This window comes from Methylocystis sp. NC52PC (genome assembly GCF_055698645.1).
This window is the reverse complement of record NZ_CP170127.1, coordinates 3,154,212-3,179,232: the sequence shown is the minus strand read 5'-3', so window position 1 is coordinate 3,179,232 and position 25,021 is coordinate 3,154,212. Positions and strand designations below refer to the sequence as shown.

Below are 25,021 nucleotides of genomic sequence, written 5' to 3'. Positions count from 1 at the left end.
GCGCGCCCGTCAGCGCGGGCGCCATTCGCCGCCGTCAAAGGTTGCGCGCCTTACTTGGGATCGACTGTGAATTCGTAGTTGCCTTCGACAACGTGCCCGTCCGTCGACAGCACCCGGTAGCGCACGACATATTTCCCGGGGGCCAGTTCAGGGGACTCCATCGACAGTTCGCGCGGCTTGTCGGGGGCGCCGATCGCCCCCTCCCCGAGAACCTTGCCCTCCGCATTCTCGACCGTCAGCTTCGAGTATTTCGGCTCGACGCCGCCGCCGAAGCGCAGCTTGATCGTCTTGGGCGAGGTCGCAACGTGGTCCTTCGACGACGGCGTCGCTTCGACAAGGAAGGAATGCGCAAGAGCCGGCGCCGCGCCGACGAGGACGGCCAACGCGCCTCCCGCTAGAAGGCCGGAAAGGCGACGAGACAAGCTACCCATTCCCTTCATGACATTTCCCCCGAGGCGCCGAGCCTCTTTTGCTTTTTTGGTTGTCTTCGAGATGATTTCGATTGCGTCGAACGTCAAGACGCAACGGGCTCGGCGGGCTCCTTCTCCTTCTTCTTCGACGAAGGATGCGTGTGCTTCCAATAGACGAAGACCATGCCGGCGATGAGCACCGTGCCGGCGATCTGAGGCACCCAGGCCCAAAGCGTCTCGCCGACCATGAATTTGAACTGCTCGGTTTCCTGCTGGCCGTTCTCGCGCGTGAGTGTGACGAGGCCGATATAGTGGCCGTTATTCGCGAAGTTATGCTCCAGGCTGAACGTGCCCTTGGTATATTTCTTGGCCGGCAGATGCAGCTCGGTCAGCGGTTCGAGATCCGTGTCCTTGGTGATCGGCGTCAGCGGATCGCGAATGATGCGCAGTTCGAGCGGCAGATCGCGGAAAGCCGGCGTCTCGATGTCGAAGACCATGATCGTGCGGCCCGTCGCCGGAATTTCGCTGCAATACTCGCTGCGCGACTTGTCGGGCTGGAAGACGGTGATGTGGATCATGTCATAACCGAACATGACCATGCACATGTTTCCCATGGACATGGCTTCCGGCCCCGCGCCGCCCTCGGCCCGCGCAGGCTGACCGACGCTGAGCGAAAGAACGGCGCCAAACATGGCGGCGGCAAGGCTACGCCAATTCATCATTTCCATCCCTCGATTCTTTCCCTGCGCCTTTTTTTCCGACGCAGTTTTGTCTGGCCGTCAGCTCGGGCCATACCGGCAGGCGGCCAATCCCCGGCGCACCAGACCGCGCCGCTCGCAGTCTTCCTTAGCCTAAGCGTCCCTTTTCAGCGAGACCTCGCATGCGCGAGGTCGTCGATCTCCGGGCGCTACTTTGCATCCAAAACAGGCGTTGGCGCGAGCAAAAAGCCTTGACGCAATTTGCGTCTAAAGGACGCACCGATTGATATTGAGCAAGACAGCGCCTGCCCGTGGGGCCAAAGCGAAACCGGCCGGATCTTTCGATCCGGCCGGCTTTTTTAGGTTAGCGATCGTTGTTCGCTCAGGGCATGTCGCCGGCGACGAACTTCGGAATCACCGGGCCGCCGATTTCAGCCGCGAAGCGCTTGCCGTCGGGCGTGAAGAAGAACAGCAGGCCGCCGATCTGGCTGTCGGTGTCGTAAGCCAGGTCAGACAGACGCTCGATGTCCCAACGCGCGTCCTGGATCTTCACCGTGATCTCCTTCGACTCGCCGGGCGCGATCGTGTCGTCGTTCGACAGGCCGCGGTCGGCAAGCAGGTAGTCCGGGAAGTCAGGCTTCGAGGTGAACACCGACGGGTTCAGGAAGCGCAGGCCAGCGGCGGTGTATTCGCCGAGGCGCACCGGCTGAGACGTGCCGTTCTTCACCTTCACGTTGATCGTCAGCTCACGGCCCGGAACCTTGTAGACGCCGCCGTTCAGCTCGGTCGTCACCTGCTCCTTGCCCACGCCAGCCGTGCCTTCCGTCTCGATCGGCGTCAGCGGCTTCTGCAAGCCGGCCTGAAGCGGGATCGTGCGCGGGAAGGTCGAGTTCGTCACGGCGTAGCCGACGATGGTCGCCAGGATCGTCAAAGCGAGAACGATCGCGCCGATACGACGGTCGTCATCGCCGATGACGTCATCAGGACGGCCTTCCGCGACCTTGACGTAGGACGCGATGATGCCCTTCCGGATGAACCAGAACAGGATCCAGGCGGCGCCAACCGCCATCCACGGCAGATGCCACGCATAAACGCGGCTGATGCCGTAGTGCTCGAGGTCAATGGTCGACCCGTCGAGGAGCGTCACCGGGTCGGTGAAGTCCTTCATGTCGCCCTTGATCTCAATCCACTGGCCGGGGCCGATGATCGGGCCGCCGCCTTCAACGTTGATCTGGGCGTGGACGTGCCAACGGCCCGCGCGACGGCCGCGCAGGTTGATCGAGAAGGCGTAATCCTTGCCGATCTCCAGCGACACCGAACGCGGCGCAAACTGCTCGCCGATGAACTGCGCCGTGCGAACCAGAACCGGGCCGGGCTCGCCGGCGTTCAGGAACGACACGCGCGGATTGGCGACCGCCTGCGGCCACGCCGAGAAGACGTGGACCTTGCCGGACAGAACCATGTCCTCGTTGACGTTGACCGTCGTCTTCGACCACTGAACGTCATACCAGTTCAGCGTGCGCATGCGAAGGAACGCCTGCTGCGACTTCTCGCCGTGCGCCGAAGCCGGAGCAACCGCTCCAAGCGTCGCCGCCACAGCAGCCGCCGCGCCAATGGCGGCGAGCTTGACTAGCTTTTTCATGAACAAACCTCCCAGGTTCCTCTTCCGGCCGGCGCCTCGCGCGCCAGCCGACTTTTTTCCTCGCAAGCCGTGAAGCCAAATCATCGACCCGGCCGCATGCGGACCTGCGTTCTTTTCCTCTTCGAGACAGGCCGCGACCCGTTTCAAAACCGCGGCCCAGCCCGCATTAGATGGAGTCGATGACCTTGGTCGTGGAATACCAGCGACCCATGAACCACCACAGGAAATACACCATCATCGAGACGAAGCCCGAGAAGAACGCCGCAACCGGCACAACGTCCTTACCGAACGTGCGCAGCGTGCCGCGCTCGACCATGCGGATGTATTCCGGCATCGACGTGCGGACGTAGTGGAGGCCGATCAGGTCGGCGAGGGTCATCAGCTGACCATGCTGCTCGGTCGCCTGGTGGAAGGCGGCGATCGCCGGCCAGTTGTTCGGGTAGAACAGCAGACCCCAGCCCAGCGAACCGACAACCGCCGTGATCACATAGGAGCCCGACAGAAGCAGGATCACGTCGAGCCAGATCGCCGGAACGATCAGAGCGGACGGGAACACAAGGCTGATCGGGAAGTAGGTCCAGCCCCAGAAGTTGACGTAGCGGTTGATCCACTCGCCAATCAGGAGGCCGAGAGCCGCGAACACCGCGCCGAACGGCAGACGGAAGTTCACCCACCAGAAAGCCTGCGACGCCGCGCAGAAGGTCACGCCCAGAATCGGCACGACCGTCGGCCACATACGACGATCCTTCCAGTCAACCCAGAAGTCCCAGTCGCCCGCCGTCAGCATGAAGTGGACGTGATAGCCGCCCAGAACGGCGAAAAACAGCAACACAAGAAGCATCCAGTCCGTCGTCTGAACGCAACCCGCCGCCTCGGCGACGGAGTTGAACGGACCGACCGCCCCCCGCTTTTCGATTGTGACATCACTCTTCTCCTTGGTGTTTCTCGGAAAGCCATCGTGGGCTCCGAGCTTTCTTTTTGCCGCAGGACGGAACGAAAGCCCCGGACCCGCGTCCAAACCCGATGCGCCCTCTCGAAACGCCCGCGTTCGGTTTTCTTTTGCGCAACGCGAAACGTGCGCCGCGAAACCTTCCCCTTCCCGAGCCGGGGGCGAACCCCCCGAGCCGCGACACGAAAAACCAGCCCCCGCCGAAAGTCACGGCAGATCAAAAGCCTTCTCGTGTCAGTGGTGTAAGCGAAAATCCCGCCGGAACCGTCCGCCCGCGCCAACCGGGCGCGGGCGGCCTTTGTCCGATTACTCGGTCAGGAGGGCGACGCCTTCCTTGCCGATCAGCGCATGAATGCGCATCAGGATCTGCAGCACGACGCCGAAGACGCCCAGGGCCATCCAGCCGAAGAACACGAAGCCCCAGTGCAGCGGAGCGACGAACAGCTCTTCCATGAACCAGAAGGTGTGGCCCCACTCGTTCAGGCCGACGTTCGGGATGATCATGAACGGGCCGATGGCGACGATCAGGAACGCCAGCGAGTAGCCATGAGCAAAATACGGAATGCGGGTCTTCGCATAGAAGAACGCGCCAACCGCGATCACCGAATAGATCGGATAGCTCATGTAGAACTCGATGATGTGCGACGGCGTGAAGTCCGTGTCGCGAATCACCGTCATGTGCCAGGTGCCGTCCTGCTCCGTGAAGAACGACGCGCCCCAGTAAATGGCGATGCCGTAAACGACAAGCCACTGAACCAGAACCACCAGGCGGCGCATCTCTTCGCGCGGCGTCACCGCGTCGACGTTGCGGTCGCGGGTCTTCCAGAGATAGCCCGCAAGGCCCAGACCAGAGACCAGCTCCAGCGGGATCTCGGTCCAAAGGATCGACATCCAGTAGGTCTGGAACTCCGGCGCGAACGAATCCAGGCCAGCGCGCCAGCCGTAGACCTGCTCGTAAATGCGCACGATCAGATAGAAGATGTTGAGGACCGCAAGGCCGATCCACATTCCGCGAAGATCGACTATTTGTACCTCAGCAGCTGCGCCAGCAGCTGCGCTCGTCGTCGAAGCCATATTAACTCCTCCTATGTGCTCCCAGGGATATGCGCGTGACCGGTATCGCTCCGCCTCCCAGAACAGAGCTGCTTCGTCCTCGTTTGTCTTAAAACGTTAGGCAGGGCCCCCTAAAGGTCGCCCCACGCCATACCGCCCTTTCTTGACGCGGCCATCGGACATGCAGCCTTCAGAAAAATTTCCCGAAAGACCGAACATCCAATCCTGCCGCTTGTTGTTATCGGACGAACACCGACGTCGCCGCCTAAACAAAGCCCACTAGGCCACCCTAAGGGACCAGCCCAGAAAACCCCGTTTAGCGTGGCCCAACCATTCCCCCTCACCAGCATAATGACAATATCCCTTGGTATAGCAAAATGCTGTCTATCGAATAGTAATAACAACCCCAGTGGGTTGGTTATAAACTGTCTTAACGGGTAGGTTAAGCGGCGCCTGCGGAAGACGGCGACTCTCTGCGAACTTGCTGATTTCCCTGATTTTATCTGTCATTGGACCCAGAATGGGCGAGCGGGCGCCAAATATGTGGCGCCACGTGCAGCCGCCCCGCCGACAGGACTGCGGCGATCTGTCAATGACTTTATTGGCCGAGCGGTTCGAGCGCGTTGCGAAAATCCGCCGCCGCCGCGTCTCTCGCCGTGAGCGGCGCCAGGCCGAAGCGGACCTCGATGGTGCGCAGAATCGAGGTTCCGTCATAGACGGTCTTGTCCACGAAGCCCTTGCGCGCAAAGGGAGAAATCAGGAGCCCAGGAACGCGCGTCCCAGGCCCGAAACGATCGATTCGCGGCGGGGCGACATGGTCCCAGAACCCCCCATTCTCGTCCGCGACCACGACGATCAGCATATCGCTCCAGTTCGGGCTGGCCCGGAGCTGGTCGACGATTTCGCCCAGATGCGCGTCGCCGGCGTCGAAAGCCGCATAGGCCGGATGTTCGTTGTAGCGGCCCACCGGCTTGTAGAATGACACCGGCGGCAGCGTCCCTTTTCGGGCGTCCTCCAGGAAATCCGCCTCGTCCTTGAGATGTTCGGCGCGCGCCCGCGTCCCCGGGCCGAAATTCTGGAAATAAATGAACGGCTGGTGGTGAATTTGAAAGTTGTCGGAACCCGAATACGGCTTGCTGCGCCCCGACACGACGTCGGCCCAGCCGCCGGCGTACCAGGCCCAGCTGATTCCCTTCTCGCTCAGCCTGTCCCCGATGGTCAGCGCGGTTTGCGCCGGCAGGACTTCGCCCTCCGCCTGATCGCCCGCGAGCGGCGCGAAGGGCAGAAAGGTGCCGACGGCGAAACCGTCCGGCGTGACCTTGCCGACGTTGCGCCAGTGCGGAACGCCGTCCAGCGCGCTCTTCGGCGAGGTCTGCTTTCGGGCGAGGCGCCCCTCTCCATCGAGCTGCGCAACGAGCTTGTCCGGCGCGTTGGGATAGAGCGGCGCGCAGGCGCAGACGAGGAAAAAATGATTGAGCAGCGAGCCCCCGAACGCAGGGTGGAAGAAATGGTCGGCCAGCGTGAAGTCCTGGGCGAGGCGCCATTGCCGTGAGCCTCTGGCGTCACGATAGCCCATCACGAGCCCGCCAGCGTTGGAGGCCTCTACGAAGCGATCCATTCGGCCGCCGTTGATCTGCTCCTGTTCGACGTAGAACTGGTGGATCGGATCGATTTTTTCCGGCCCGGCGAGCGGACCTTCCAGCAGAAAGGGGGCGTTGGCCTGCTGCGTGTCCAGGCCTGGAAGATAGGGAAGCGGACGGCCGTCCCGGTCGATCTGAGGATTGGCGCGACGGGCGCCCTCGAGCCCCTCGGCGCCGGGAAAGAGGCCAAAGACGTGGTCGAAGCTGCGATTCTCCACGACGATGACGACGATGTGCCCGATCCGCTCGAAAGGGTTGTCGGAAGCTGCGTCGCCCGCTTGCGCCGTCGCCGACGCGCCCAGCAGGCAAATGATCAGGAGCAGCCGCGAGAATGCTTTCGTCATGACCCTCCTACCCGCCACGTCGAGACGCGCCCCGTAGCAGGCGAAGACTGCGCTTTTGCGACAAAAGAAAAGGGCGAGCCTACCAGACCCGCCCCTTTGTTCGTGATGGTTATTGCGGCCGAGGCGTGTCCTTGGTGCGGGCCGGCAGGATCGGATAGGTCACCTTCGGCTGATCGCCCGAGAGCGACCCCAGGAAGGCGACGATGGCCGCGTTCTCGTCCGGCGTCAGGGTCGCGCCGAGCTGATCCTTCGCCATCACGTTGACCGCCTCTTCGAGCGTCCACACCGCGCCGCTGTGGAAATAAGGCGCGCGCAGCGCAACGTTGCGGAGCGGAGCCGAACGGAACACGAAGGCGTCGGCGTCATTGTTGGTGACCTTGGCGCGGCCGCGGTCGGCGACCGGAAGAATGGCGGCGTCCGGCTTCTGCGCGACGCCGAAGGGGAAGTAGCCGTTGCCGCCGACGTTCACGCCGCTGTGACAGCCGCTGCAGCCCTTGTCCATGAACAGGCGCAGGCCCTTCTTCTCCGTGTCGGTCAGGGCGCTGGCGTCGCCGGCGAGGAACTTGTCGAATTTGGCGTTGGGCGTCGTCAGCGTGGCTTCGAAGGCCTCGATGGCGTTGGCCATATTGTCGAAGGTGACGGGATTGGCGTCGCTCGGGAAGGCGGCCTTGAACTCCACCACATAGCCCGGCATGCTCTTGAGCGTCGCCTCGACCGCGGCCGGGGTGTTGTTCATCTCGACGTCGGCTTGCACCGGACCCTTGGCCTGGGCCTTGAGGTCGGTGGCGCGGCCGTCCCAAAACTGGGCGACGTTGAAGACGGCGTTGAGCACCGTCGGCGCGCGGCGCGGACCCTTGGCCCAGCCATGCCCGATCGACGTCGGGCCGGCGTCGACGCCGCCCGTGCCGAGGTTATGGCAGCTATTGCAGCTGATGATCTGGCTCTTCGAGAGGCGCGGATCGAAGAACAGCTTGTGGCCGAGTTCGATCTTCGCCGGGGTGATGGCGTTGTTCTTCACGACCGTGTTGATGCTCGCCGGATCGATAGGCTTGAAGACGGCGGCGGCGTCGGCGCGCAAGTCGTCCGCCTGCGCGAGAACGGGAAACAGCAGCAACGCGCCAGTGGCGACAATCCGAAGTCCGGACATTTCTTCTCTCCCCTACAGCTCTTCTTTGTAGCTGCGCCCCGCCGCCCCCGAGGCGCGCGAAGCTTGCGTCCTGCGCTACCACAACCCCCGACCCGGAGGAAGCCCTCGCCCGAGCGGGCGACGCGCGTCGGAGCGGCGACAGGCATGGAAGCGCGCCCGCGCAAAGATTTGCCGACCTTCGGCGTCGCCTTAAGAAAGGGGCCTTACTGTAAAGCTTCTGTCAAGCCTTCGGCAGCCATAGTCGCCTTTGTCCTCGCTCGATCGACACAGGGAAAAAGGGGCGCGCAATGTTGTTTGGGCAGTTCAAGCGCGGGGCCGCTACGCGGCTCTCCGCCTTCGGGAGGGACAATCGCGGCGTCGTCGCCGTGATCTTCGGCCTGACGCTGGCGCCGGCGCTTTTCCTCGCCGGCGCGGCGATTGATTATGGTTCGGCGCTGCGGGTGAAGGGCAATTTGAAGTCGGCGGCCGACGCAGCCGTCCTTCAGGCCGCCAGAGGCTTTCTCAGCGCCGCGGATGGCGTCGACTGGTATTCCTACAACCTGTATTTGAAAAACAGCCAATATTCGAAATGGCAAGAAATAGACATCAAGCAGCAGACCGCGAAGGCTTTGACCGACGCAGCGATCTCTCAAGCTAACGCCAAGGCTCAAGCGATCTTCAAGGCGGGCGTCGACCCGAAAATCAGAGACGCCAAACTGGACATCACGACTACGGTGAACGACGCCGCCGTTGTCTCTCGGGGCGTATACTCCGGCGCGGCTGACGCCTCTTTAACGAAGGTCCTCGGGTTCAAGAGCCTTCCGATCTCCGGGACTGTCGAGGCGACGGCAGGCCTCCAGTATACTCAGAATTACAAGAACATCTATTTCCTGGTCGACGTCTCGCAATCCATGAGCGTCGGCGGCGCTCAGGCGGACAGGGACAGGCTCGCGCTCTACACGCCCGGCGGGTGCGTTTTCGCGTGCCACGACGTGAGGGACGGCGACGAAACGCTTCCTGTCCAAATCCCCGGCTACCTGACCAGAAAAAACGGGAGATTGACGACGGCCAACGTGGCGGTCGCTGGCGCATTAGGCATTCAGACGCGGCTCGACTACATCCGAAATGCGATGTTGGCGTTCGTCTCCGCCGTCGATCAAAAGGTCTCTCAAATGAAGACCGCGGCGGCCGACGCCGCAAGGAACAATGCGACACAGGCCGGCCTCAGTCAGAGTAAGATTAATAGTGCGGTGAACGATGCGATAAAGGACTGGAATAACGTCTATCGCTTCAGCATTTCGACAATGTATAAGGATAGTTTGGATTACACGGGTCGGACGGATAATTATCCAAACGTGATCGACAGGATCAAAGACAAGATCGTGCTGGGAGACGCGGAGGACAACGAAACCGGTCAGTCCAATATGGGCGATGTGCTTGGCAAACTCGCCTACAAGCTGAATGGCTCGGGTGACGCCGAGGCCAAAGGAACCGCGCAGGACTACGTGATAATCATAACAGATGGCGTCGTACATTATACGCAGCCCCACGACGGAAACGATATTGTAAAGGCCGTTGGATACGATAGTCTAACTTGCACAGGGTTCAAGAAGGATGGAACGAGACGCCGACCCGGCGACCCCGTCGTCATCGTAATTTATACGCCCTACATCAAGTTCATGCCGGGTTACAGCACATATTACGATACGAGTGTGAAACCCCATCAGGAACCCACCGACTGGTACGGGAAAGCATTGCAGGACTACTGCGCCTCGTCGCCGGAATGGTTTTTCGAGGCGAGCGAGGGCCCCGCCATCACAGACGCGCTAAACAAAGTGTACAGCAGGATCATGATGCCGTCTGTGGGGCTCACAAAATAGCGGGGGCGTCGAACGGCCCCCGCCCCTTCGGAGCGCCTACACGCCGGTCGGATAGTTCGGGCTTTCTCGGGTGATCGCCACGTCGTGGACGTGGCTCTCGCGCAGGCCGGCGTTGGTGATGCGCACGAATTGCGCGCGGTCCTGGAATTCGCGGATGGTCGGCGCGCCGACATAGCCCATGGCGGCGCGCAGGCCGCCGGCGAGCTGATAGAGGATGGGCGAGATCGGGCCGCGATAGGGCACCTGCCCCTCGATGCCCTCGGGCACGAGTTTGAGCTGGTCCTTCACGTCGCCCTGGAAATAGCGCGTCGCCGAGCCCGCCGTCATGGCGCCGACGGAGCCCATGCCGCGATAGGCCTTGAAGGAGCGGCCCTGATAGAGGAACACCTCGCCGGGCGATTCCTCCGTGCCCGCGAAGAGCGAGCCGATCATCACCACTTCCGCGCCCGCCGCGACCGCCTTGGCGAGATCGCCGGAATATTTCACGCCGCCGTCGCCGATCACCGGCACGTCGGCTTTGCGCGCCTCGGCGGAGGCTTCCATGATGGCGGTCAGCTGCGGCACGCCGACGCCCGCGACGATGCGCGTCGTGCAGATGGAGCCCGGCCCGATGCCGACCTTGATCGCGTCGGCGCCGGCGTCGATCAGCGCCTTGGCCGCCTCGGCGGTGGCGATGTTGCCGGCGATGATCTGCACCTTGTTGGTCTCGCGCTTCACCCTTGCGACTTGGTCGATCACCGCCTGCGAATGGCCGTGCGCCGTGTCGATCACGATGCAGTCCACGCCCGCGTCGATGAGCTGCAGCGCGCGGTCGAAGCCGTGGTCGCCCACCGTCGAGGCGGCGGCGACGCGCAGGCGCCCTTCCGGGTCCTTGCAGGCGTTGGGGTGCTGCGTGGCCTTCTCGATGTCCTTCACCGTCACGAGGCCGACGCAGCGATAATCCTCGTCGACGACCAGCAGCTTCTCGATGCGGTGCTCGTGCAGCAGCCGGCGCGCCTCCTCCTGCCCCACGCCCTCGCGGATGGTCACGAGCTTCTTCGTCATCAGCTCGGCGATCGGCTCTCGCCTGTCCTGCGCGAAGCGCACGTCGCGGTTCGTCAGAATGCCGACGAGCCGGCCTTTACCGCCGGTCGCCGAGCGCTCGACGACGGGGATGCCGGAGATGCCGTTCGACGCCATCAGATGCAACGCGTCGGCAAGGGTCGCGTCAGGGAAGATGGTGATGGGATCGACCACCATGCCGCTCTCGTAGCGCTTGACCTTGCGCACCTCGGCGGCCTGATCGGAGGGCGACAGATTCTGGTGAATGACGCCGACGCCGCCCGCCTGCGCCATGGCGATGGCGAGCCGCGCCTCGGTCACCGTGTCCATGGCGGCGGAGACGATCGGCAGATTGAGCGTGATCTCGCGGGTGAGGCGCGTCGAGATATCCACCGCCGACGGCATGACGCGGGAATGGCCGGGCCGCAGCAACACGTCGTCGAAAGTGAGAGCTTCGGTCAACGCGGCGGGCAAATGGGCCATGGGCCAACTCCTGTTTCGAGCGAGGCGGCGATGAAACGCGCCTTTGAGGGTTGGCGGGTGCTCTTAGCATTATTCCTTGCAAAGGCAAATGGCGCGAAGCGACGCCCTGCAGCGCGCCTCATCTTTGGCGGCGGCCGGCGATGCGTCCGCTTCGCACGGCGCTCAGCTTCGGCTCCCGCTGGCGCGCGTCAGTCCCGCACCGCTTCGAACATCGCCGCCGTATCGTAATATTCGAAGAACTCGAAGGCCTTGCCGTCCGCGTTGAAACGCCAGGCGTCGACCTTGGGCGTATCGACCGCCCTGCCGTTGGCCTTGTAGCGCCAGGCCGTGCGGCCGAGCATGACCACCCGGTCGCCCTGGGCGACAAAGTGGTCGACGACGTAATTGATCATCTCCCAGTCGTTGGTGAGCGCGCGCAGATAGCTCTCGACGCCTTCGGGAGAATAGCGCTGTTTGGTGAATTCGACCGCGCTCACGCGGCCCATGGCGAGCGAACCAAAGTCGATCTCGTCGGCCATGATCGACAGCCAGTGGTCGACGCTGCCGCCCTTCGTGTCCGCCCAAAGGCGATAAGCTTCCTGCAAAATGGCTGTGTTGCGCGCTTCCTGGGACATGGCGACGCTCCGGTGAAATGCACCGCCCGTGAGAGTAGACGGCTTTCCGCGGATGGGCCAGCGCTTCTGGCGCTACGCGGCCCCCGCCCGCTCCGTGTGGAACTGCAGCTTCGCCAGCCGCGCATAGAGGCCGCCGGCGGCGCTAAGCGTCGCGTGCGTCCCCTCCTCCACGATGCGGCCCTCGTCGAGCACGATGATGCGGTCGGCCTCGAGCACGGTGGCGAGGCGATGCGCGATGACGATGCTGGTGCGGCCGGCCATCACGTCGTGCAGCGCCGCCTGCACGGCGGCCTCGTTCTCGGCGTCGAGCGCGGAGGTTGCCTCATCGAGCAGCAGAACCGGCGCATCGGCGAGAATGGCCCGCGCGATGGCGAGGCGCTGGCGCTGGCCGCCGGAGAGCGTGACGCCGCGCTCGCCGAGCAGCGTGTCGTAGCCCTGCGGCAGCGCCTCGATGAATGCATGCGCCTGGGCGCGCTTGGCCGCCGCGACGATCGCCTCCCGCGTCGCGCCCTCGCGGCCATAGGCGATGTTTTCGGCGACGCTCAGGCCGAAAATCACCGGGTCCTGCGGCGCGAGCGCGATGGCGGCGCGCAGATCGAGCGGATCGAGCGCGCGCACGTCGACCCCGTCGAGCGCGATGGCGCCGCTGTCGACGTCGTAGAAGCGCAGCAGCAGCGAAAACAGCGTCGACTTGCCGGCGCCCGACGGGCCCACGAGCGCCACGCGCTCGCCGGGCTCGACGACGAGCGAGAGGTCGCGCAGCGCCGCGCGATCGGGCGCCGTCGGATAGGCGAAGACGACATGGTCGAAAGATATTTGCCCCCGCCAGCGCGCCGGCGCGGGCGTCGGATAAGGCGGCGCGACAATCTTCGGCTTCACCGAGAGAATTTCCGCGATGCGCGACGCCGCGCCGGCGGCGGCGGCCACTTCGCTCCACACCGAGGACAATTCGCCGAGCGAACTCGCGCCGAGCACGGCGTAGAGCACGAATTGCGAGAGCAGGCCGGCGCTCATACGCCCGGAGAGCACGTCCTGCGCGCCGAGCCAGAGAACGGCGACAATGCTGGTGAAGACGACGAGAATGACGCCCGCCGTCACGAAGGCGCGCATCAGCGTCGCCGCCTGGGCGGCCTCATAGGCGGTCTCCACTGCGCGGCGGAACCGGGAGACGGTCGAGGCCTGCGCGCCATTGGCCTGCATGGCGCGCACGGCGGACAGGTTCTCGCCGGCATAGGCGGCCGCCTGGGCGAGCATGTCCTGGGCATGTTTCGAGCGGCGCCGCACGCTGCGTCCCGACGCAATGAGCGGCAATACGATCACCGGGATCGCCGCCAGCGCCAGTCCCGCGAGCTTCGGGCTCGTCGCGAACATCATCACAACGGCCCCGATGAACATGAAAATGTTGCGCAAGGCGACCGACGCCGAAGAGCCGAAGGCGGATTTCAGCAGCGTCGTGTCGGCGGTCAGGCGGGACAAAAGCTCGCCGGTCTTGGCCGTGTCGAAAAAGGCGGCGTCGAGCGCGGTGAGATGCTTGAAGAGATCGGCGCGCAGGTCGGCGACCACGCGCTCGCCGAGCGTCATCACGAAATAGTAGCGCGTGGCGGAAGCCAGCGCGAGGGTCGCGGCGACGCCGATCATCGCGCCGAAATAGGCGTTCACTGTCCCCGCGCTGTCGGCGGTGAAGCCATGGTCGATCATGCCGCGCACGGCCGCGGGCAAGGTCAACGTCGCCCCCGCCGCGACGATGAGCGCCGCGAAGGCGAGCGCGATCGTCTGCTTGTATCGCAATGCGTAGGGCAGCAGCGGGCGCAGCGGCGCGAGAATCGCGCTGAAGCGTCGCGAATCGGAAGAGGGGGTCGAAGCGGCGGCGGATTGGGTCTCTGTCATAGGCCGTCCCTATAGCGCCCGCCGGGAATGAAAACGACTCTCAGTTTTCACGGCGCCCAGGGCGGCCCCGCTCCGTCCGCCGATGTCCTCGCGCTCTCGGTTCAGCGCCGCCCGGCGCGAACTTTGTGCGGCGGCGACAAAATTTTTTTCGGCCGCGGCGACAGATTTTGCGCTCCACAGCCTCGCAGAGGCAGTTTTTTCAGGGTGTTACGATCTGCGACATGTTGTCGCGGAAAAATGCGCTCCTGGCTGGACAGCGGCGAAACTTATGATACCTTTTGCCTGCGTCGAAATGACGCGTCCGCCGCACGGTGGGGGGCAAAGCGCTAGAAAAACAGAAAATAAGGCGCGGCTCTGGGAACGAAAGAGGAGTGACGAAAATGGCTGACAAAGAACTCGAAATCACGACGAACACCTACATCTTCGCTGGCGTCGGCGCCGTTCTCCTTGGCGGCCTCGCGGCTGCTGCGCTCGGCGGTCTGCCGAACACCATCGCGGCCGCCGTCGTCGGCGCGCTCGCGGGCGGCTGCCTGGGCCTGTTCTTCTAAATCGACAATTCGGCGGAACGCGGGTCTGGCCGCCAGCGTATCGCTAGTCGACACCAGCCAGCAGTCGCGACAGCGGTTGCTGGCTGTGCTGTTTTCAACAGAGCTTTAAAGTAGCCATTTTCAAGAAGCGCGCTTTCCGGACTTAGGCCTCGGGAAGCGCTTTTCATTTCTTACAGGCTCGCCGTCGACGCCCCGCCCGGCCACATCTCGCGCGCGCGATTGCGCAAAATATATTTCTGGATCTTGCCCGTGGAGGTCTTCGGCAGCGGCCCGAAGACGACATGGCGCGGGCATTTGAAATGCGCCAGATGCGTGCGCGACCAGGCGATGATCTCCTCGGCCGTCGCGCTCTCCCCGTCCCTCAACTCGACGAAGGCGCAAGGCGTCTCGCCCCATTTGTCGTCCGGCGCGGCGACGACCGCGGCGGCGCTCACCTTGGGATGCTTGAAGAGAATATCCTCCACCTCGATCGAGGAAATATTCTCGCCGCCGGAGATGATGATGTCCTTGGAGCGGTCCTTGAGCTGGATATAGCCGTCGGGATGCATCACGCCGAGATCGCCCGAGTGGAACCAGCCGCCGTGAAAGGCTTTCTCTGACGCGGATTTGTTCTTGAGATAGCCCTTCATCACAATATTGCCGCGAAACATCACCTCGCCCATGGTGGCGCCGTCGCGCGGCACGGGCTGCATGGTTTCCGGATCAATGACGTCGAGGTCCTCGAGGACGCTGTAGCGAACCCCCTGCCGGGCTTTCATTTTCGCCTGCGCAGCCGCCTCGAGATCGTCCCAGCGCTCCTGCCATTCGTTCACGGCCGCCGGACCATAGGTTTCGGTCAGCCCGTAAAGATGGGTGACGTCGAAGCCCGCGGCCCGCATCGCCGCGAGAACCGCCTGCGGCGGCGGCGCGGCGGCGGTGAAGAATCGCACCGTCTGTTTCAACGGCTTCTTCTCGGCGTCGGTGGCGTTGAGCAGCGTCGACATGACGATCGGCGCGCCGCAGAGATGGGTCACGCCATGCTCCGCCATGAGCTCGTACATATGGCCGGCGCGCACTTGGCGCAGGCAGACATGCGTGCCAGCGGAGACGGAAAGCGACCAGGGGAAGCACCAGCCATTGCAGTGGAACATCGGCAGCGTCCACAGATAGACGGGATGCCGGCCCATGTCGCCGGTGAGAATATTGCCGAGCGCCAGCAGATAAGCGCCGCGATGGTGATAGACGACGCCCTTGGGGTCGCCCGTGGTGCCCGACGTGTAATTGAGCGAGATCGCGTCCCATTCGTCGCGCGGCGGCTCCCAGGCGTAATCGGGATCGCCGCCGAGCAGAAAATCCTCGTAATCGATCGAACCGAGCCGCTCGCCCGAACCTTCGTATTCCGGGTCGTCGTAGTCGATGATGAGCGGCTTCGACTTGGTAAGCGCCAGCGCCTCGCGCATGAGGTCTGCGAACTCGCGATCGACAATCAGCGCCTTGGCTTCGGCGTGGTCGATGGTGAAGGCGAGGATCGGCGCATCGAGACGTGTGTTGAGCGTGTTCAGCACCGCCCCGACCATGGGGACGCCATAATGGCATTCGAGCATCGCCGGCGTGTTGGCCAACATCACGGAAACGGTGTCGCCGCGCCCGATCCCGCCTTTCTCCAGCGCGCCGGCGAGGCGTCGGCTGCGTGCATAAAAGTCACGATAGGTGCGCCGCAAGCCGCCGTGGATGATCGCGATCCGGTCGGGGAAGACCGCCGCCGCCCGGGCGAGAAAGGTCAGCGGCGTCAGGGGCTGGAAATTGGCCGGATTGCGGTCGAGATCGCGATCATAGGCGGATGCGGGCATCAAGGAAGACTCCAAAAGCGCAAGCAAGCGGATCGTCGCTTGCAGGATATATGCAATTTTCCGCTTGTCTGCCGCTTGCCGGCCGCCTCTCGCCTCATTCGCCGAAATCGACGTCCTTGAGACGGCCGAAGACGCGGTCGGCGTCGAAATTGTCCTCGTCCTCCGCCGGGCGCACGGGCGTCGTCGGCTTGCCGAAGACGTCTTCGGTCGTGGTCGGCTCGCGATGGCCCGTGGTGACGGCGGCGGGCACGAGCGTCTGGCCATGATCCTCGACGACCGCCGGCCGGTCCTTGGCGGCGCGGTTGACCTCGAAGTCCAGGTCGATCTGCGAACAGAGGCCGAGCGTCACCGGGTCCATGGGCGTGAGCGCGGCGGAGTTCCAGTGGGTGCGCTCGCGGATCGCCTTCAAGGTCGCCTTGGTAGTGCCGACGAGGCGCATGATCTGCGCGTCCTTGAGCTCGGGATGGTTACGGACGAGCCACAAGATGGCGTTGGGCCGGTCCTGGCGGCGCGACAGCGGCGTGTAACGCGGGCCCCGCGCCTTCTTGACCTCCGGCACGACGACCTTGGAGACCGAGAGCTTGAGCTGATGGCGCGTGTCGCGTTCGCCGCGGGCGATTTCCTCGCGGGTGAGCTGGCCCGAGGTGATCGGGTCATGGCCACGAATGCCGGCCGCGACCTCGCCGTCGGCGATGCCCTTCACCTCCAGCGGGTGCAGTTTGCAGAACTCGGCGATCTGATCGAAGGTCAGCGAGGTGTTTTCGACGAGCCAGACTGCCGTCGCCTTCGGCATCAAGGGGGCGTTGCTCATCTTGAAGAATCTCCTTGGGTGCGGGCATGGGGGGAGCGTCCGGCGCCGCGCCTTTTCGGCGGCGGCGACCCCATTAGGCTCGACCGTCCATGATGGGAATGACCGCAATATAGCCGCTGGACGTCCAAATCGCAATCATTTGCTCAGGTGCGCGCTTGCGCCTTACGCAGACTTCTTCCCTTTTGCGGATGGGAAGGGGCGCCGTCAGCCCCTTTCCCGCGCATGGGCGGGCCGCAGGCCCTGAAGATGCTCCGGCAAAAGCTCCCGCAGGGCGCCGCCGAGCGCCGGGCCGTATTTGTGGAACATCAGCCCAAAGGCGATGAGCGCCACGCCGACGCCCGAGAGTGCAAAGGGAAACAGGATCGAATCCTTGAAGACGTCGGCCGAGAGATAGCCGAGATACATCGTGACCCCGATGGCCCCGAACACGGCGTAGGCGCGGCGCATCAGGAAAATCGACAGGAAGATGAGCCCGACGTTGATGCCGCAATAAAGCGCCTTGCCCAATTCGCCGCCGCTGTGCTGCGCGGTGAGCCCGCCCCAGAAGGCCAGGAGCCCGCCAAGGTGCAGCCAAAAGGCGAAGTCGCCGTTCTTCCATTTCTTCAGATCGATCAGCCAGGCGAGAGCGATGACAATCAGCCCGAAAAACATGCTGACGGTCGCGCGCTGATCCCAGGTGAACTCCTCTACCCGCATCAGCCAGGGCGTCAGATCCATCGACATGAACCACAGGCAAAAGGCGATGATCATGGTAAGGAACGGAAACGGGAAGAACAGCAGCGCGGCCGAGGCCGCCGCGATCGTGCCGACCTCCATCGGCAGCCAGCTCGACTTGATCCAGATGTAAAAGTCTCGATAGCCGCCGGGCGCGTCGATGGGGCTGTGGCCAAGAATCGACTGCAGCGCGTAAATGCCGAGCGGAGCCATGCCGACCGCGCAGGTGACGAGCAGCCCGCCCGGCGTGCGCAGACCCCGCCGCCAGAGAACGGCGCCGGCGAGCAGGAACAGGGCGGCATAGATCACGGCCGTCGCCAGTAAGGCGCCGTCGCCCCAGAGGCCGAAGGCCATGGTCGAGAACATGCCCATGGCGCCAAGCACGATCAGCGCCCCTGCATACCAAAGCACGTGAACGAAATCGTAGCGCGGCGACTGATCCGCCGGAGCGGGCGCGGCGGGGCGCGCGGCCAAAAACGTCGCAAGCCGCTCGTAGGTCGCGGCGTCGATGACGCCGGCGTCGCGCGCGGCCGCGAGATCGTCAATGCGTGAACGTGGTGACATATCGTCCCTCCTCCATCGCGCTGAACGGTAGGCGCGGCGGCGCAGCAAATCTTTGTGCAAACGCACAGAAGCTAGCCGATCGCGGCTCATTTGACAGCGGGGTTCGCATTGCCCATTAACCCCGAGCGGGCGGGAGGGCCCGACGGGACAGCGCCATGCAAGAAAAAGCCAGAGGGCTCAGTTACTCAGACGCGGGCGTCGATATCGACGCCGGCAATCGCCTCGTCGACATGATCCGCCCGTTTGTGCGCGCCACGCGCCGCGCCGGCGCCGATGGCGAGATCGGCGGATTCGGCGGCGTCTTCGATCTCAAGGCGGCGGGCTTTTCTGATCCGCTGCTCGTGGCCGCGAACGACGGCGTCGGCACAAAGGTGAAGATTGCGATCGAATCGGGCCTGCACGGCACAGTGGGCGTCGATCTCGTCGCCATGTGCGTCAACGACCTCATCGTGCAGGGCGCCGAGCCGCTTTTCTTTCTCGACTATTACGCAACCGGAAAGCTCGACCCGAAGGTCGCGGCCGCAGTCGTCAAGGGCGTCTCCGACGGCTGCGTCCAAGCGGGTTGCGCGCTCCTCGGCGGCGAGACGGCGGAAATGCCGGGGCTTTATGCGCGAAACGATTTCGATCTCGCGGGCTTCGCCGTCGGCGCGGTCGATCGTCGGGCGCTGCTGCCGCGCCCCGTGCTGCCGGGCGACGTCGCCTTCGGTCTGCCCTCCTCCGGCCTGCACTCCAACGGCTTCTCGCTCGTGCGCAAAGTCGTGAAAGACATGGGCCTCTCCTGGAACGCGACCGCGCCTTACGCGCCGGAGATGACGCTCGCCCGCGCGCTGCTGGAGCCGACGCGGATTTATGTGAAGCCGCTGCTCGCGGCGCTGAAACGCACGCCGCATATTCGCGCCATGGCGCACATCACCGGCGGCGGCTTTCCAGAAAATCTTCCGCGCGTCCTGCCCAAGGGCGTCGGCGTCGCGCTCGATCTCTCGGCCTTCGCTGTCCCGCGCGTCTTCAAATGGCTCGCCAAGACCGGCGAGATCGAGGCGAGCGAAATGCTGCGCACCTTCAACTGCGGCGTCGGCATGGTCGTGTTCGCGTCGCGCGAGGGCGCAGACGAGGCCGAGAAGGTTCTGCGCGACGTTGGCGAGCATCCGGTGCGGATCGGCCAAGCCATCGACGCGAGCGAGGGCGAACGCGTCTTGATGCAAGGGGCGTTGGGGCTTTAAGGCGCCCTTCCCTCATGAGCGGCCCCTCTCCCCTTGCGGGAGAGGGAAGGCGCCGTGGAGCTGCAATGCAATGACCCGCCTGCGCACCGCCATTCTCATTTCCGGCCGCGGCTCCAATATGGACGCGCTGATCGCCGCGGCGCGCGCGCCGGAGTTTCCGGCGCAGATCGCGCTCGTGCTCTCCAACCGTCCGGACGCGCCGGGTCTCGCCAAGGCGAAAGCCGCCGGGATCGCCGTCGCGGCCGTGGATCACAAGATCTATGCCGGCCGCGAGGAGTTCGAGCGTTCGCTTCAAATCGTCCTCGAGACCTATCGCATCGACTTCCTCTGTCTCGCTGGCTTCATGCGCCTGTTCACGCCCTGGTTCATCAGCCAGTGGCGCGGGCGGATTCTCAATATTCACCCTGCTCTGCTGCCCGCCTATCGCGGCCTGCACACGCATGAGCGCGCCCTTGCCGACGGCGTGAAGATCCATGGCTGCACAGTGCATTTCGTCGTGCCGGAAATGGACGAGGGCCCCATCGTCGCGCAGGCGGCCGTGCCGGTGCTCGATGGCGACGACGCCGAGACCCTCGGCGCGCGCGTTCTCGCGCAGGAGCATGTGATCTATCCGCTGGCGCTGCGCCTCGTGGCGTCGGGCGCCGTGCGCGTCGAGGGCAACCGCGTGCTCGGCGCGCTGGCGGAAAGCGACGCGCGTCTCGTCGCGCCGGCGGGCGACGGGGTCACGAATGGTTAGACTCTACGGCTTCGGCCCCGCGCCCGGCCTGCCGGATCTCTCGCCTTTCGTCATCAAGGCGATGACGCTCCTGAGAATCGCCGGCGTCGACTTCGCGGTGGATACGACCGGCTTTCGTAGCGCGCCCAAGGGCAAGCTCCCATACATTGACGACGACGGCGTGGTTATCGCGGATTCGACCTTTATCCGCTTGCATCTCGAAAAGACCCGCGGGATCGATTTCGACGCAGGCCTCTCGCCGCTCGAACGGGCGCAGGCCGTAGCGATCGAGAAGCTTTGCGAGGATCACCTGATGTGGATCATCGCGCTGCATCGCTGGAAGGATGACGATAATTTCGCGCACGGTCCCGGCCCGGTCTTCGACCGACTTCTGCCGGCGCCGGCGCGCGCGATCGGCAAATGGGCGATCCGGCGGGGTCTGTTGTGGCGGTTCTGGCAGCAGGGCGTCGCCCGGTTCAGCGCGTCGGAGCTCGCCCTTCTCGGCGCCCGCGACGTCGAGGCGCTGGCGACGCTCCTTGGCGACAAACCGTTCCTCTTCGGCGAGCGGCCCTGCGCCGCCGACGCCTCCGCCTTTGGCATGCTCGCGGTGCTCATGGATCCGGCGACCAATTCGCCGACGCGCGACGCGGCGCTCTCGAAGCCGAACCTTGTCGCCTATCGCGACAGGATAATGGGGCGGTATTTTAAAGAAGCGCAGACGTAATGCGCTGCGCCATGGGGCGCTTTGCGGGCGTCGCCTCCTCGCAATGACGAGAAGACCGTCATTGCGAGCGAAGCGAGGTCATCCAGCGCCGGGTATAGGACACCGCGGCGCTGCAAATCAGCCGACGATCTCGTTGCCGGAGAAGAACTGCGCAATTTCGATCGCTGCCGTCTCCGGGGCGTCGGAGCCATGCACGGAGTTCTCGCCGACCGAGAGCGCGTGCTCCTTGCGGATCGTGCCCGGCGCGGCGTTGGCCGGATTGGTGGCGCCCATGACTTCGCGATAGCGCGCGATCGCATTCTCGCCCTCGAGCACCTGTACGACGACCGGCTCGGAGATCATGAAGTCGACGAGTTCGCCGAAGAAGGGACGCTCCTTATGCACCGCATAGAAGGTCTCGGCCTGCTCGCGGGTCATGCGGATGCGCTTCTGCGCCACGATGCGCAGGCCCGCGCCCTCGATGAGGGCGTTAATGGCGCCGGTGAGGTTGCGCTTGGTCGCGTCGGGCTTGAGGATGGAAAAAGTGCGTTCGATCGCCATGAGAGCGCATCGCCTCGTCTAGTTGGAGTGCTGGAAAGATAAGCGCCGCGCTTATAACGGCGGCGCCGCAAGGCGGCAAGCCTTGCCTGTCCTCACGCCGAAAGCGCGCCGATCAAGCGATAGGCGTCGGCGATCGCCACGAAGTCCTTGGCGGTGAGGCTGGCGCCGCCGACCAGCGCGCCGTCGACATTGGCGACGCTCATCAGCTCTTGGGCGTTGGCCGGCTTCACGGAGCCGCCATAGAGAATGCGCACGTTCACGCTCTTGCCGCCGCCGAGCCGCTGCTCGATCCGCTCGCGTGCGAAGGCGTGCATCTGGGCGACGTCGGCGGGCGTTGGCGTCAGCCCCGTGCCGATCGCCCAGACCGGCTCATAGGCGACGACGATCGTGTCCGGCGCGTCGGCGGGCAGCGAGCCGTCGATCTGCGCCCCCACGACGGCGAGGGCGTCGCCGGCTTCGCGCTCGGCGCGGGTCTCGCCGACGCAGACAATCGGCGTGAGCCCGGCCCGCAGCGCCGCCGCAGCCTTGGCCTGCACAATGGCGTCGGTCTCGCCATGGTCGGCCCGCCGCTCGCTGTGGCCCACGATGACATAGGACGCGCCGGCGTCCTTGAGCATTTCGGCGGAAATGTCGCCCGTATGCGCGCCGCTGGCGTCGACATGGCAATCCTGGCCGCCAAGCCCGATCCCCAAGCGCGTCGCGACCTCCACCGCCATGGCGACGAGCGTCGCGGGCGGGCAGACGATCAGCTCGACCCGCGCCTTCAGCGCCGCATCATAGGCTCCACCCATGGCCGCGACCTCGGCGAGGGATGCGAGCGACCCGTTCATTTTCCAGTTACCGGCGACGAGCGGGCGGCGAGTCATGGGCGCGAATCCTCTGATCGTTCGATTTAGGTAACAGAAGATCGCGGAGTCGCAATGCGTCCAGCAGGCGCAGCGTCATGGAGCTGTATATATTCCTACATAATGGGAGGTAGAAATGCAGAAGCCGCCGGCCGCCGCCATCCAGCCGAAGGCTTCGCCTCGAAAGGTCGGGACATTTTCAGCGAGCCGGGCCCCCGCAGAGTTACCGTCTGCGGCAATGCCGCCGCGAGGCCTGTCCGACCCGATTGGAAGCAAGCTCTCCGCGACATCTTCAAACGCTGGAGCCGCAATCCTCGTCCTTCGAGACGCCGCCTGCGGCGGCTCCTCAGGATGAGGACTGCTTGTCAATTTGCTTTTAGAAGATTTGGCAATGCAAGGACCCTCATCCTGAGGAGCGTGCGAAGCACGCGTCTCGAAGGACGAGGGGCCGGTCTCGTCCGCTCATGCGCACTGGGGCGTCGATGTCAACGCGGCGCTGGCCTTAGGGCCTCAACCGCTTGTGCGGCGCGCGCCATTGCGTCGCCGGCCCCTCTGCGCTTATGGGGCCAGCAACTTTTTCAAAGTCGCGGTCGCGGCCGCGATCGGCCTGTTCGGGTTCGACTCCGGAGCGGCGCTGGCGACCGTCGTCGGCGGCTGATCGTTCCCGGTCATGCTCAGCGTCTGCTGGATCGTAAATTGGAGCAAGGGCTGGTGTGAAGCCGGCGCGCTACGCGAAACCCAAACCGCGCCGCCGCCTGCCCTTGAGCTGTCCGATCAGTAGCCGCAGAGGCGATAGCCGAGGCTCGCGAGCTGCACGCCCGTAAGCTTGAGCAGCGGGCCCGGAACCATGCCGCGCGTGGCGCGCACGTGGTTCATGAAGATGCGGCGCAGCGGCGGTTTGTAGGCCGAGGCGAACACGGCGGTCATCTGCGGATCGACGACGCCGCTGTTGGGACCGCCGACCCACGGCGCATGGAAGCCGAAAACGGCGCCCGGGTGCACGCAGCTGTTACGCGCGCCGAGGTAGAGCGTGCAGGAGGAGTCGCACTCGACCGGACCAATGCGCACCGGCTCGCCACGGGACTGGGCCGCAGACAGACGCGCGACGTAAGGTTCAACGCGTCCACCATAGTCATGACGGACCACATCGAAAGCATTGGCGGGCGCAGAAATGAGTACACACGTCATCATTCCTGCGAGACCAAAAGATCGCAGCATGGAGGTTCCTTTATGAGGCGCTTGGCGTTGCGTACGTCGCCGCATTTATACTTGAAGCTCCGCGGGCCAAGCGCTCGCCCCGGAGCCGTTGCCGCCGGTCTATTCATTCCCGTACAGCGTCAGCGTCTCGATTGATACGCGAGGAGCGCCTGCGCGGCAAGTAGCCTATTGATTTTGAACGTAGTTTCGATGAAAAAATTTTGCTCGGAGGCCTTGAAGCGGCGAGATCTTGCGCATACCCCGACAAAAGTGAGGCGCGCTGGCGGCGCGCCTCGACCTCAGCGGCGCCTACTACCCGCGCTTGCGCTTTTTCTCGAGATCCATCGTCAGCGACCTGCCGACGATGTGCTCGCTGCGGCCGATGACATGCGCGCTGGCTCCCACGATCAGCGGGTCGGGGCCGCGCACGACGCTGTGGTCCTTGTTGGGATAATCGAGGCTCGACAGGAAGTGCTGCATGCAATTCAGGCGCGCGCGCTTCTTGTCGTCGGACTTGATCACGACCCAGGGCGAATCCGCTGTGTCGGTGAAGAAGAACATCGCCTCCTTCGCCTCGGTGTAATCGTCCCATTTATCCATGGAGGCTCGATCGATGGGCGACAGCTTCCACTGTTTCAGCGGATCGGTCTGCCGCGCCTTGAAGCGGCGCATCTGCTCCTCGCGCGTCACGGAAAACCAGTATTTGTAGAGTCTGACGCCAGAGCTTACGAACATGCGCTCGAGATCGGGACACTGGCGCATGAAGTCGAGATATTCGTTCGGCGTGCAAAAGTTCATGACGCGTTCGACGCCGGCGCGGTTGTACCAGCTGCGGTCGAAGAAGACGATCTCGCCGCCCGCCGGCAGGTGCTGGATGTAACGCTGAAAATACCACTGGGTGCGCTCGCGCTCGGTGGGCTTCTCCAACGCGACGACGCGGGCGCCGCGCGGGTTGAGATGCTCCATGAACCGCTTGATCGTGCCGCCCTTGCCGGCGGCGTCGCGGCCCTCGAACAGCACGACGATGCGCTGGCCGGCCTCCTTGACCCAGTTCTGGGCCTTGAGCAACTCGACCTGCAAGGCGGCCATATGGTCGAGGTAGACCTTGTTCGACAGTCGCGTCTTGTAGGGAAACTCGCCCGTCTCGAAGGCGTGGCGGATCGCCTCCGAATCGGCGCGCAGCCGGCGGACGTCCTCTCGCTGCGGCGCAGGCTCGACCGCGGCGCGCGCCGGAGCGGCGTCCTGCGGTTCCGCTTCGACCGCGCCGGCGGCTTGTTCGAGCGCTGTGACGGAATCGGCGGCGTTCTCGTTTCTGGTTTCGTCCATTCTCATCCCATTGCTGAAAAGCGCATCGGGCTTCGGCCCACGCCTGGCGCCGCGCGACGGATGCGAGACTGGCGGCCCAGGGCTCGGCCTTGCAATGTCGCAAATCGACGCGCGGGCGCGGATATGCGCGCGGCTCATTGCCACGGCCCGCGCCCCTCCCTATAGTCCGCCGCCAAATCGGGGCCGCACGCCCCCAAAAATCGGAAATAAGGGAACCGGAA

General features: G+C 64.3%; 22 protein-coding genes and 1 pseudogene. 6 read left to right on the top strand and 17 right to left on the bottom strand.

The window, feature by feature from the left end:
- Window positions 1-50: 50 nt before the first annotated feature.
- The 7 genes from ACETII_RS17460 to ACETII_RS17430 all read right to left on the bottom strand — a co-directional run bounded on the left by ACETII_RS17460 (window position 51) and on the right by ACETII_RS17430 (window position 7,883).
- The gene (locus ACETII_RS17460; RefSeq protein ID WP_363348062.1) at window positions 51-383 is read right to left on the bottom strand and encodes a copper resistance CopC family protein; all 333 of its coding nucleotides are present in this window, start codon (window positions 381-383) and stop codon (window positions 51-53) included.
- Window positions 384-514: 131 nt separating this feature from the next.
- Window positions 515-1,138, bottom strand: coding sequence for a hypothetical protein (locus tag ACETII_RS17455; protein WP_472786359.1), 624 nt, complete (start codon window positions 1,136-1,138; stop codon window positions 515-517).
- Between the two features lie 352 nt (window positions 1,139-1,490).
- Window positions 1,491-2,750 carry a bacterial ammonia monooxygenase, subunit AmoB gene (amoB, locus tag ACETII_RS17450; RefSeq protein WP_363345982.1) on the bottom strand — a complete coding sequence of 420 codons (1,260 nt, stop codon included), beginning with the start codon at window positions 2,748-2,750 and terminating at the stop codon, window positions 1,491-1,493.
- A 166-nt stretch (window positions 2,751-2,916) separates the two neighbouring features.
- Complete coding sequence (amoA, locus tag ACETII_RS17445) at window positions 2,917-3,591, bottom strand: bacterial ammonia monooxygenase, subunit AmoA (RefSeq protein WP_472786358.1); 675 nt, start codon at window positions 3,589-3,591, stop codon at window positions 2,917-2,919.
- Window positions 3,592-4,005: 414 nt separating this feature from the next.
- Window positions 4,006-4,773 (bottom strand): bacterial ammonia monooxygenase, subunit AmoC, encoded by a 768-nt coding sequence (gene amoC / locus ACETII_RS17440; protein WP_363345979.1) that lies wholly within the window; start codon window positions 4,771-4,773, stop codon window positions 4,006-4,008.
- Window positions 4,774-5,350: 577 nt separating this feature from the next.
- A complete protein-coding gene (gene acpA / locus ACETII_RS17435) occupies window positions 5,351-6,736 on the bottom strand; it encodes an acid phosphatase (RefSeq protein ID WP_363348058.1) in 1,386 nt (461 codons plus the stop codon).
- A gap of 109 nt (window positions 6,737-6,845) precedes the next feature.
- A complete protein-coding gene (locus ACETII_RS17430; RefSeq protein ID WP_472786357.1) occupies window positions 6,846-7,883 on the bottom strand; it encodes a cytochrome-c peroxidase in 1,038 nt (345 codons plus the stop codon).
- A gap of 290 nt (window positions 7,884-8,173) precedes the next feature.
- Here ACETII_RS17430 and ACETII_RS17425 point away from each other — a divergent pair, with 290 nt between their 5' ends.
- A complete protein-coding gene (locus ACETII_RS17425) occupies window positions 8,174-9,742 on the top strand; it encodes a TadE/TadG family type IV pilus assembly protein (protein WP_472786356.1) in 1,569 nt (522 codons plus the stop codon).
- Window positions 9,743-9,778: 36 nt separating this feature from the next.
- Here ACETII_RS17425 and guaB read toward each other — a convergent pair whose 3' ends face one another.
- The 3 genes from guaB to ACETII_RS17410 form a co-directional block, all read right to left on the bottom strand.
- Entirely contained in the window at window positions 9,779-11,266 is a 1,488-nt protein-coding gene (gene guaB / locus ACETII_RS17420) for an IMP dehydrogenase (RefSeq protein ID WP_363348052.1), read from the bottom strand.
- 188 nt (window positions 11,267-11,454) lie between these two features.
- Window positions 11,455-11,880 (bottom strand): nuclear transport factor 2 family protein, encoded by a 426-nt coding sequence (locus ACETII_RS17415; RefSeq protein ID WP_472786355.1) that lies wholly within the window; start codon window positions 11,878-11,880, stop codon window positions 11,455-11,457.
- A 72-nt stretch (window positions 11,881-11,952) separates the two neighbouring features.
- On the bottom strand, window positions 11,953-13,767 hold the full coding sequence (locus ACETII_RS17410; RefSeq protein ID WP_472786354.1) for an ABC transporter transmembrane domain-containing protein: 1,815 nt from the start codon (window positions 13,765-13,767) through the stop codon (window positions 11,953-11,955).
- A gap of 380 nt (window positions 13,768-14,147) precedes the next feature.
- Between ACETII_RS17410 and ACETII_RS17405 the strand changes: the two genes are divergently transcribed.
- Window positions 14,148-14,315, top strand: a complete 168-nt coding sequence (locus tag ACETII_RS17405; RefSeq protein WP_363348046.1) for a hypothetical protein — start codon at window positions 14,148-14,150, stop codon at window positions 14,313-14,315.
- A gap of 170 nt (window positions 14,316-14,485) precedes the next feature.
- Here the strand turns inward: ACETII_RS17405 and ACETII_RS17400 are convergent, their stop codons facing one another.
- From ACETII_RS17400 to ACETII_RS17390, 3 genes are all read right to left on the bottom strand, one after another.
- Window positions 14,486-16,144, bottom strand: a complete 1,659-nt coding sequence (locus ACETII_RS17400) for an acyl-CoA synthetase (protein ID WP_472786353.1) — start codon at window positions 16,142-16,144, stop codon at window positions 14,486-14,488.
- Window positions 16,145-16,238: 94 nt separating this feature from the next.
- Window positions 16,239-16,955 carry a DUF1013 domain-containing protein gene (locus ACETII_RS17395; protein ID WP_363348042.1) on the bottom strand — a complete coding sequence of 239 codons (717 nt, stop codon included), beginning with the start codon at window positions 16,953-16,955 and terminating at the stop codon, window positions 16,239-16,241.
- 204 nt (window positions 16,956-17,159) lie between these two features.
- A complete protein-coding gene (locus tag ACETII_RS17390; RefSeq protein ID WP_472786352.1) occupies window positions 17,160-18,233 on the bottom strand; it encodes a hypothetical protein in 1,074 nt (357 codons plus the stop codon).
- Between the two features lie 155 nt (window positions 18,234-18,388).
- Between ACETII_RS17390 and purM the strand changes: the two genes are divergently transcribed.
- The 3 genes from purM (at window position 18,389) to ACETII_RS17375 (ending at window position 20,892) form a co-directional block, all read left to right on the top strand.
- The gene (gene purM, locus ACETII_RS17385) at window positions 18,389-19,453 is read left to right on the top strand and encodes a phosphoribosylformylglycinamidine cyclo-ligase (protein ID WP_472786351.1); all 1,065 of its coding nucleotides are present in this window, start codon (window positions 18,389-18,391) and stop codon (window positions 19,451-19,453) included.
- A 70-nt stretch (window positions 19,454-19,523) separates the two neighbouring features.
- Window positions 19,524-20,189, top strand: a complete 666-nt coding sequence (gene purN, locus ACETII_RS17380) for a phosphoribosylglycinamide formyltransferase (RefSeq protein ID WP_472786350.1) — start codon at window positions 19,524-19,526, stop codon at window positions 20,187-20,189.
- Window positions 20,182-20,892, top strand: coding sequence for a glutathione S-transferase family protein (locus ACETII_RS17375; protein WP_472786349.1), 711 nt, complete (start codon window positions 20,182-20,184; stop codon window positions 20,890-20,892). The genes purN and ACETII_RS17375 overlap by 8 nt, the downstream gene beginning before the upstream one ends.
- A gap of 117 nt (window positions 20,893-21,009) precedes the next feature.
- On the opposite strand, the gene ndk is transcribed toward ACETII_RS17375, so the two are convergent.
- Both ndk and tpiA read right to left on the bottom strand, forming a co-directional pair.
- Entirely contained in the window at window positions 21,010-21,432 is a 423-nt protein-coding gene (ndk, locus tag ACETII_RS17370) for a nucleoside-diphosphate kinase (RefSeq protein ID WP_281927358.1), read from the bottom strand.
- 92 nt (window positions 21,433-21,524) lie between these two features.
- Entirely contained in the window at window positions 21,525-22,298 is a 774-nt protein-coding gene (tpiA, locus tag ACETII_RS17365) for a triose-phosphate isomerase (RefSeq protein ID WP_472786348.1), read from the bottom strand.
- Window positions 22,299-22,786: 488 nt separating this feature from the next.
- Here tpiA and ACETII_RS17360 point away from each other — a divergent pair.
- Window positions 22,787-23,058: pseudogene (locus ACETII_RS17360) on the top strand (arsenic resistance protein); the annotation flags it as partial.
- On the opposite strand, the gene ACETII_RS17355 reads toward ACETII_RS17360, so the two are convergent.
- Window positions 23,052-23,345 carry a hypothetical protein gene (locus ACETII_RS17355; protein WP_472786347.1) on the bottom strand — a complete coding sequence of 98 codons (294 nt, stop codon included), beginning with the start codon at window positions 23,343-23,345 and terminating at the stop codon, window positions 23,052-23,054. The pseudogene ACETII_RS17360 and the gene ACETII_RS17355 overlap by 7 nt on opposite strands.
- Window positions 23,346-23,786: 441 nt before the next feature.
- Entirely contained in the window at window positions 23,787-24,800 is a 1,014-nt protein-coding gene (gene ppk2 / locus ACETII_RS17350) for a polyphosphate kinase 2 (RefSeq protein ID WP_472786346.1), read from the bottom strand.
- Window positions 24,801-25,021 lie beyond the last annotated feature (221 nt).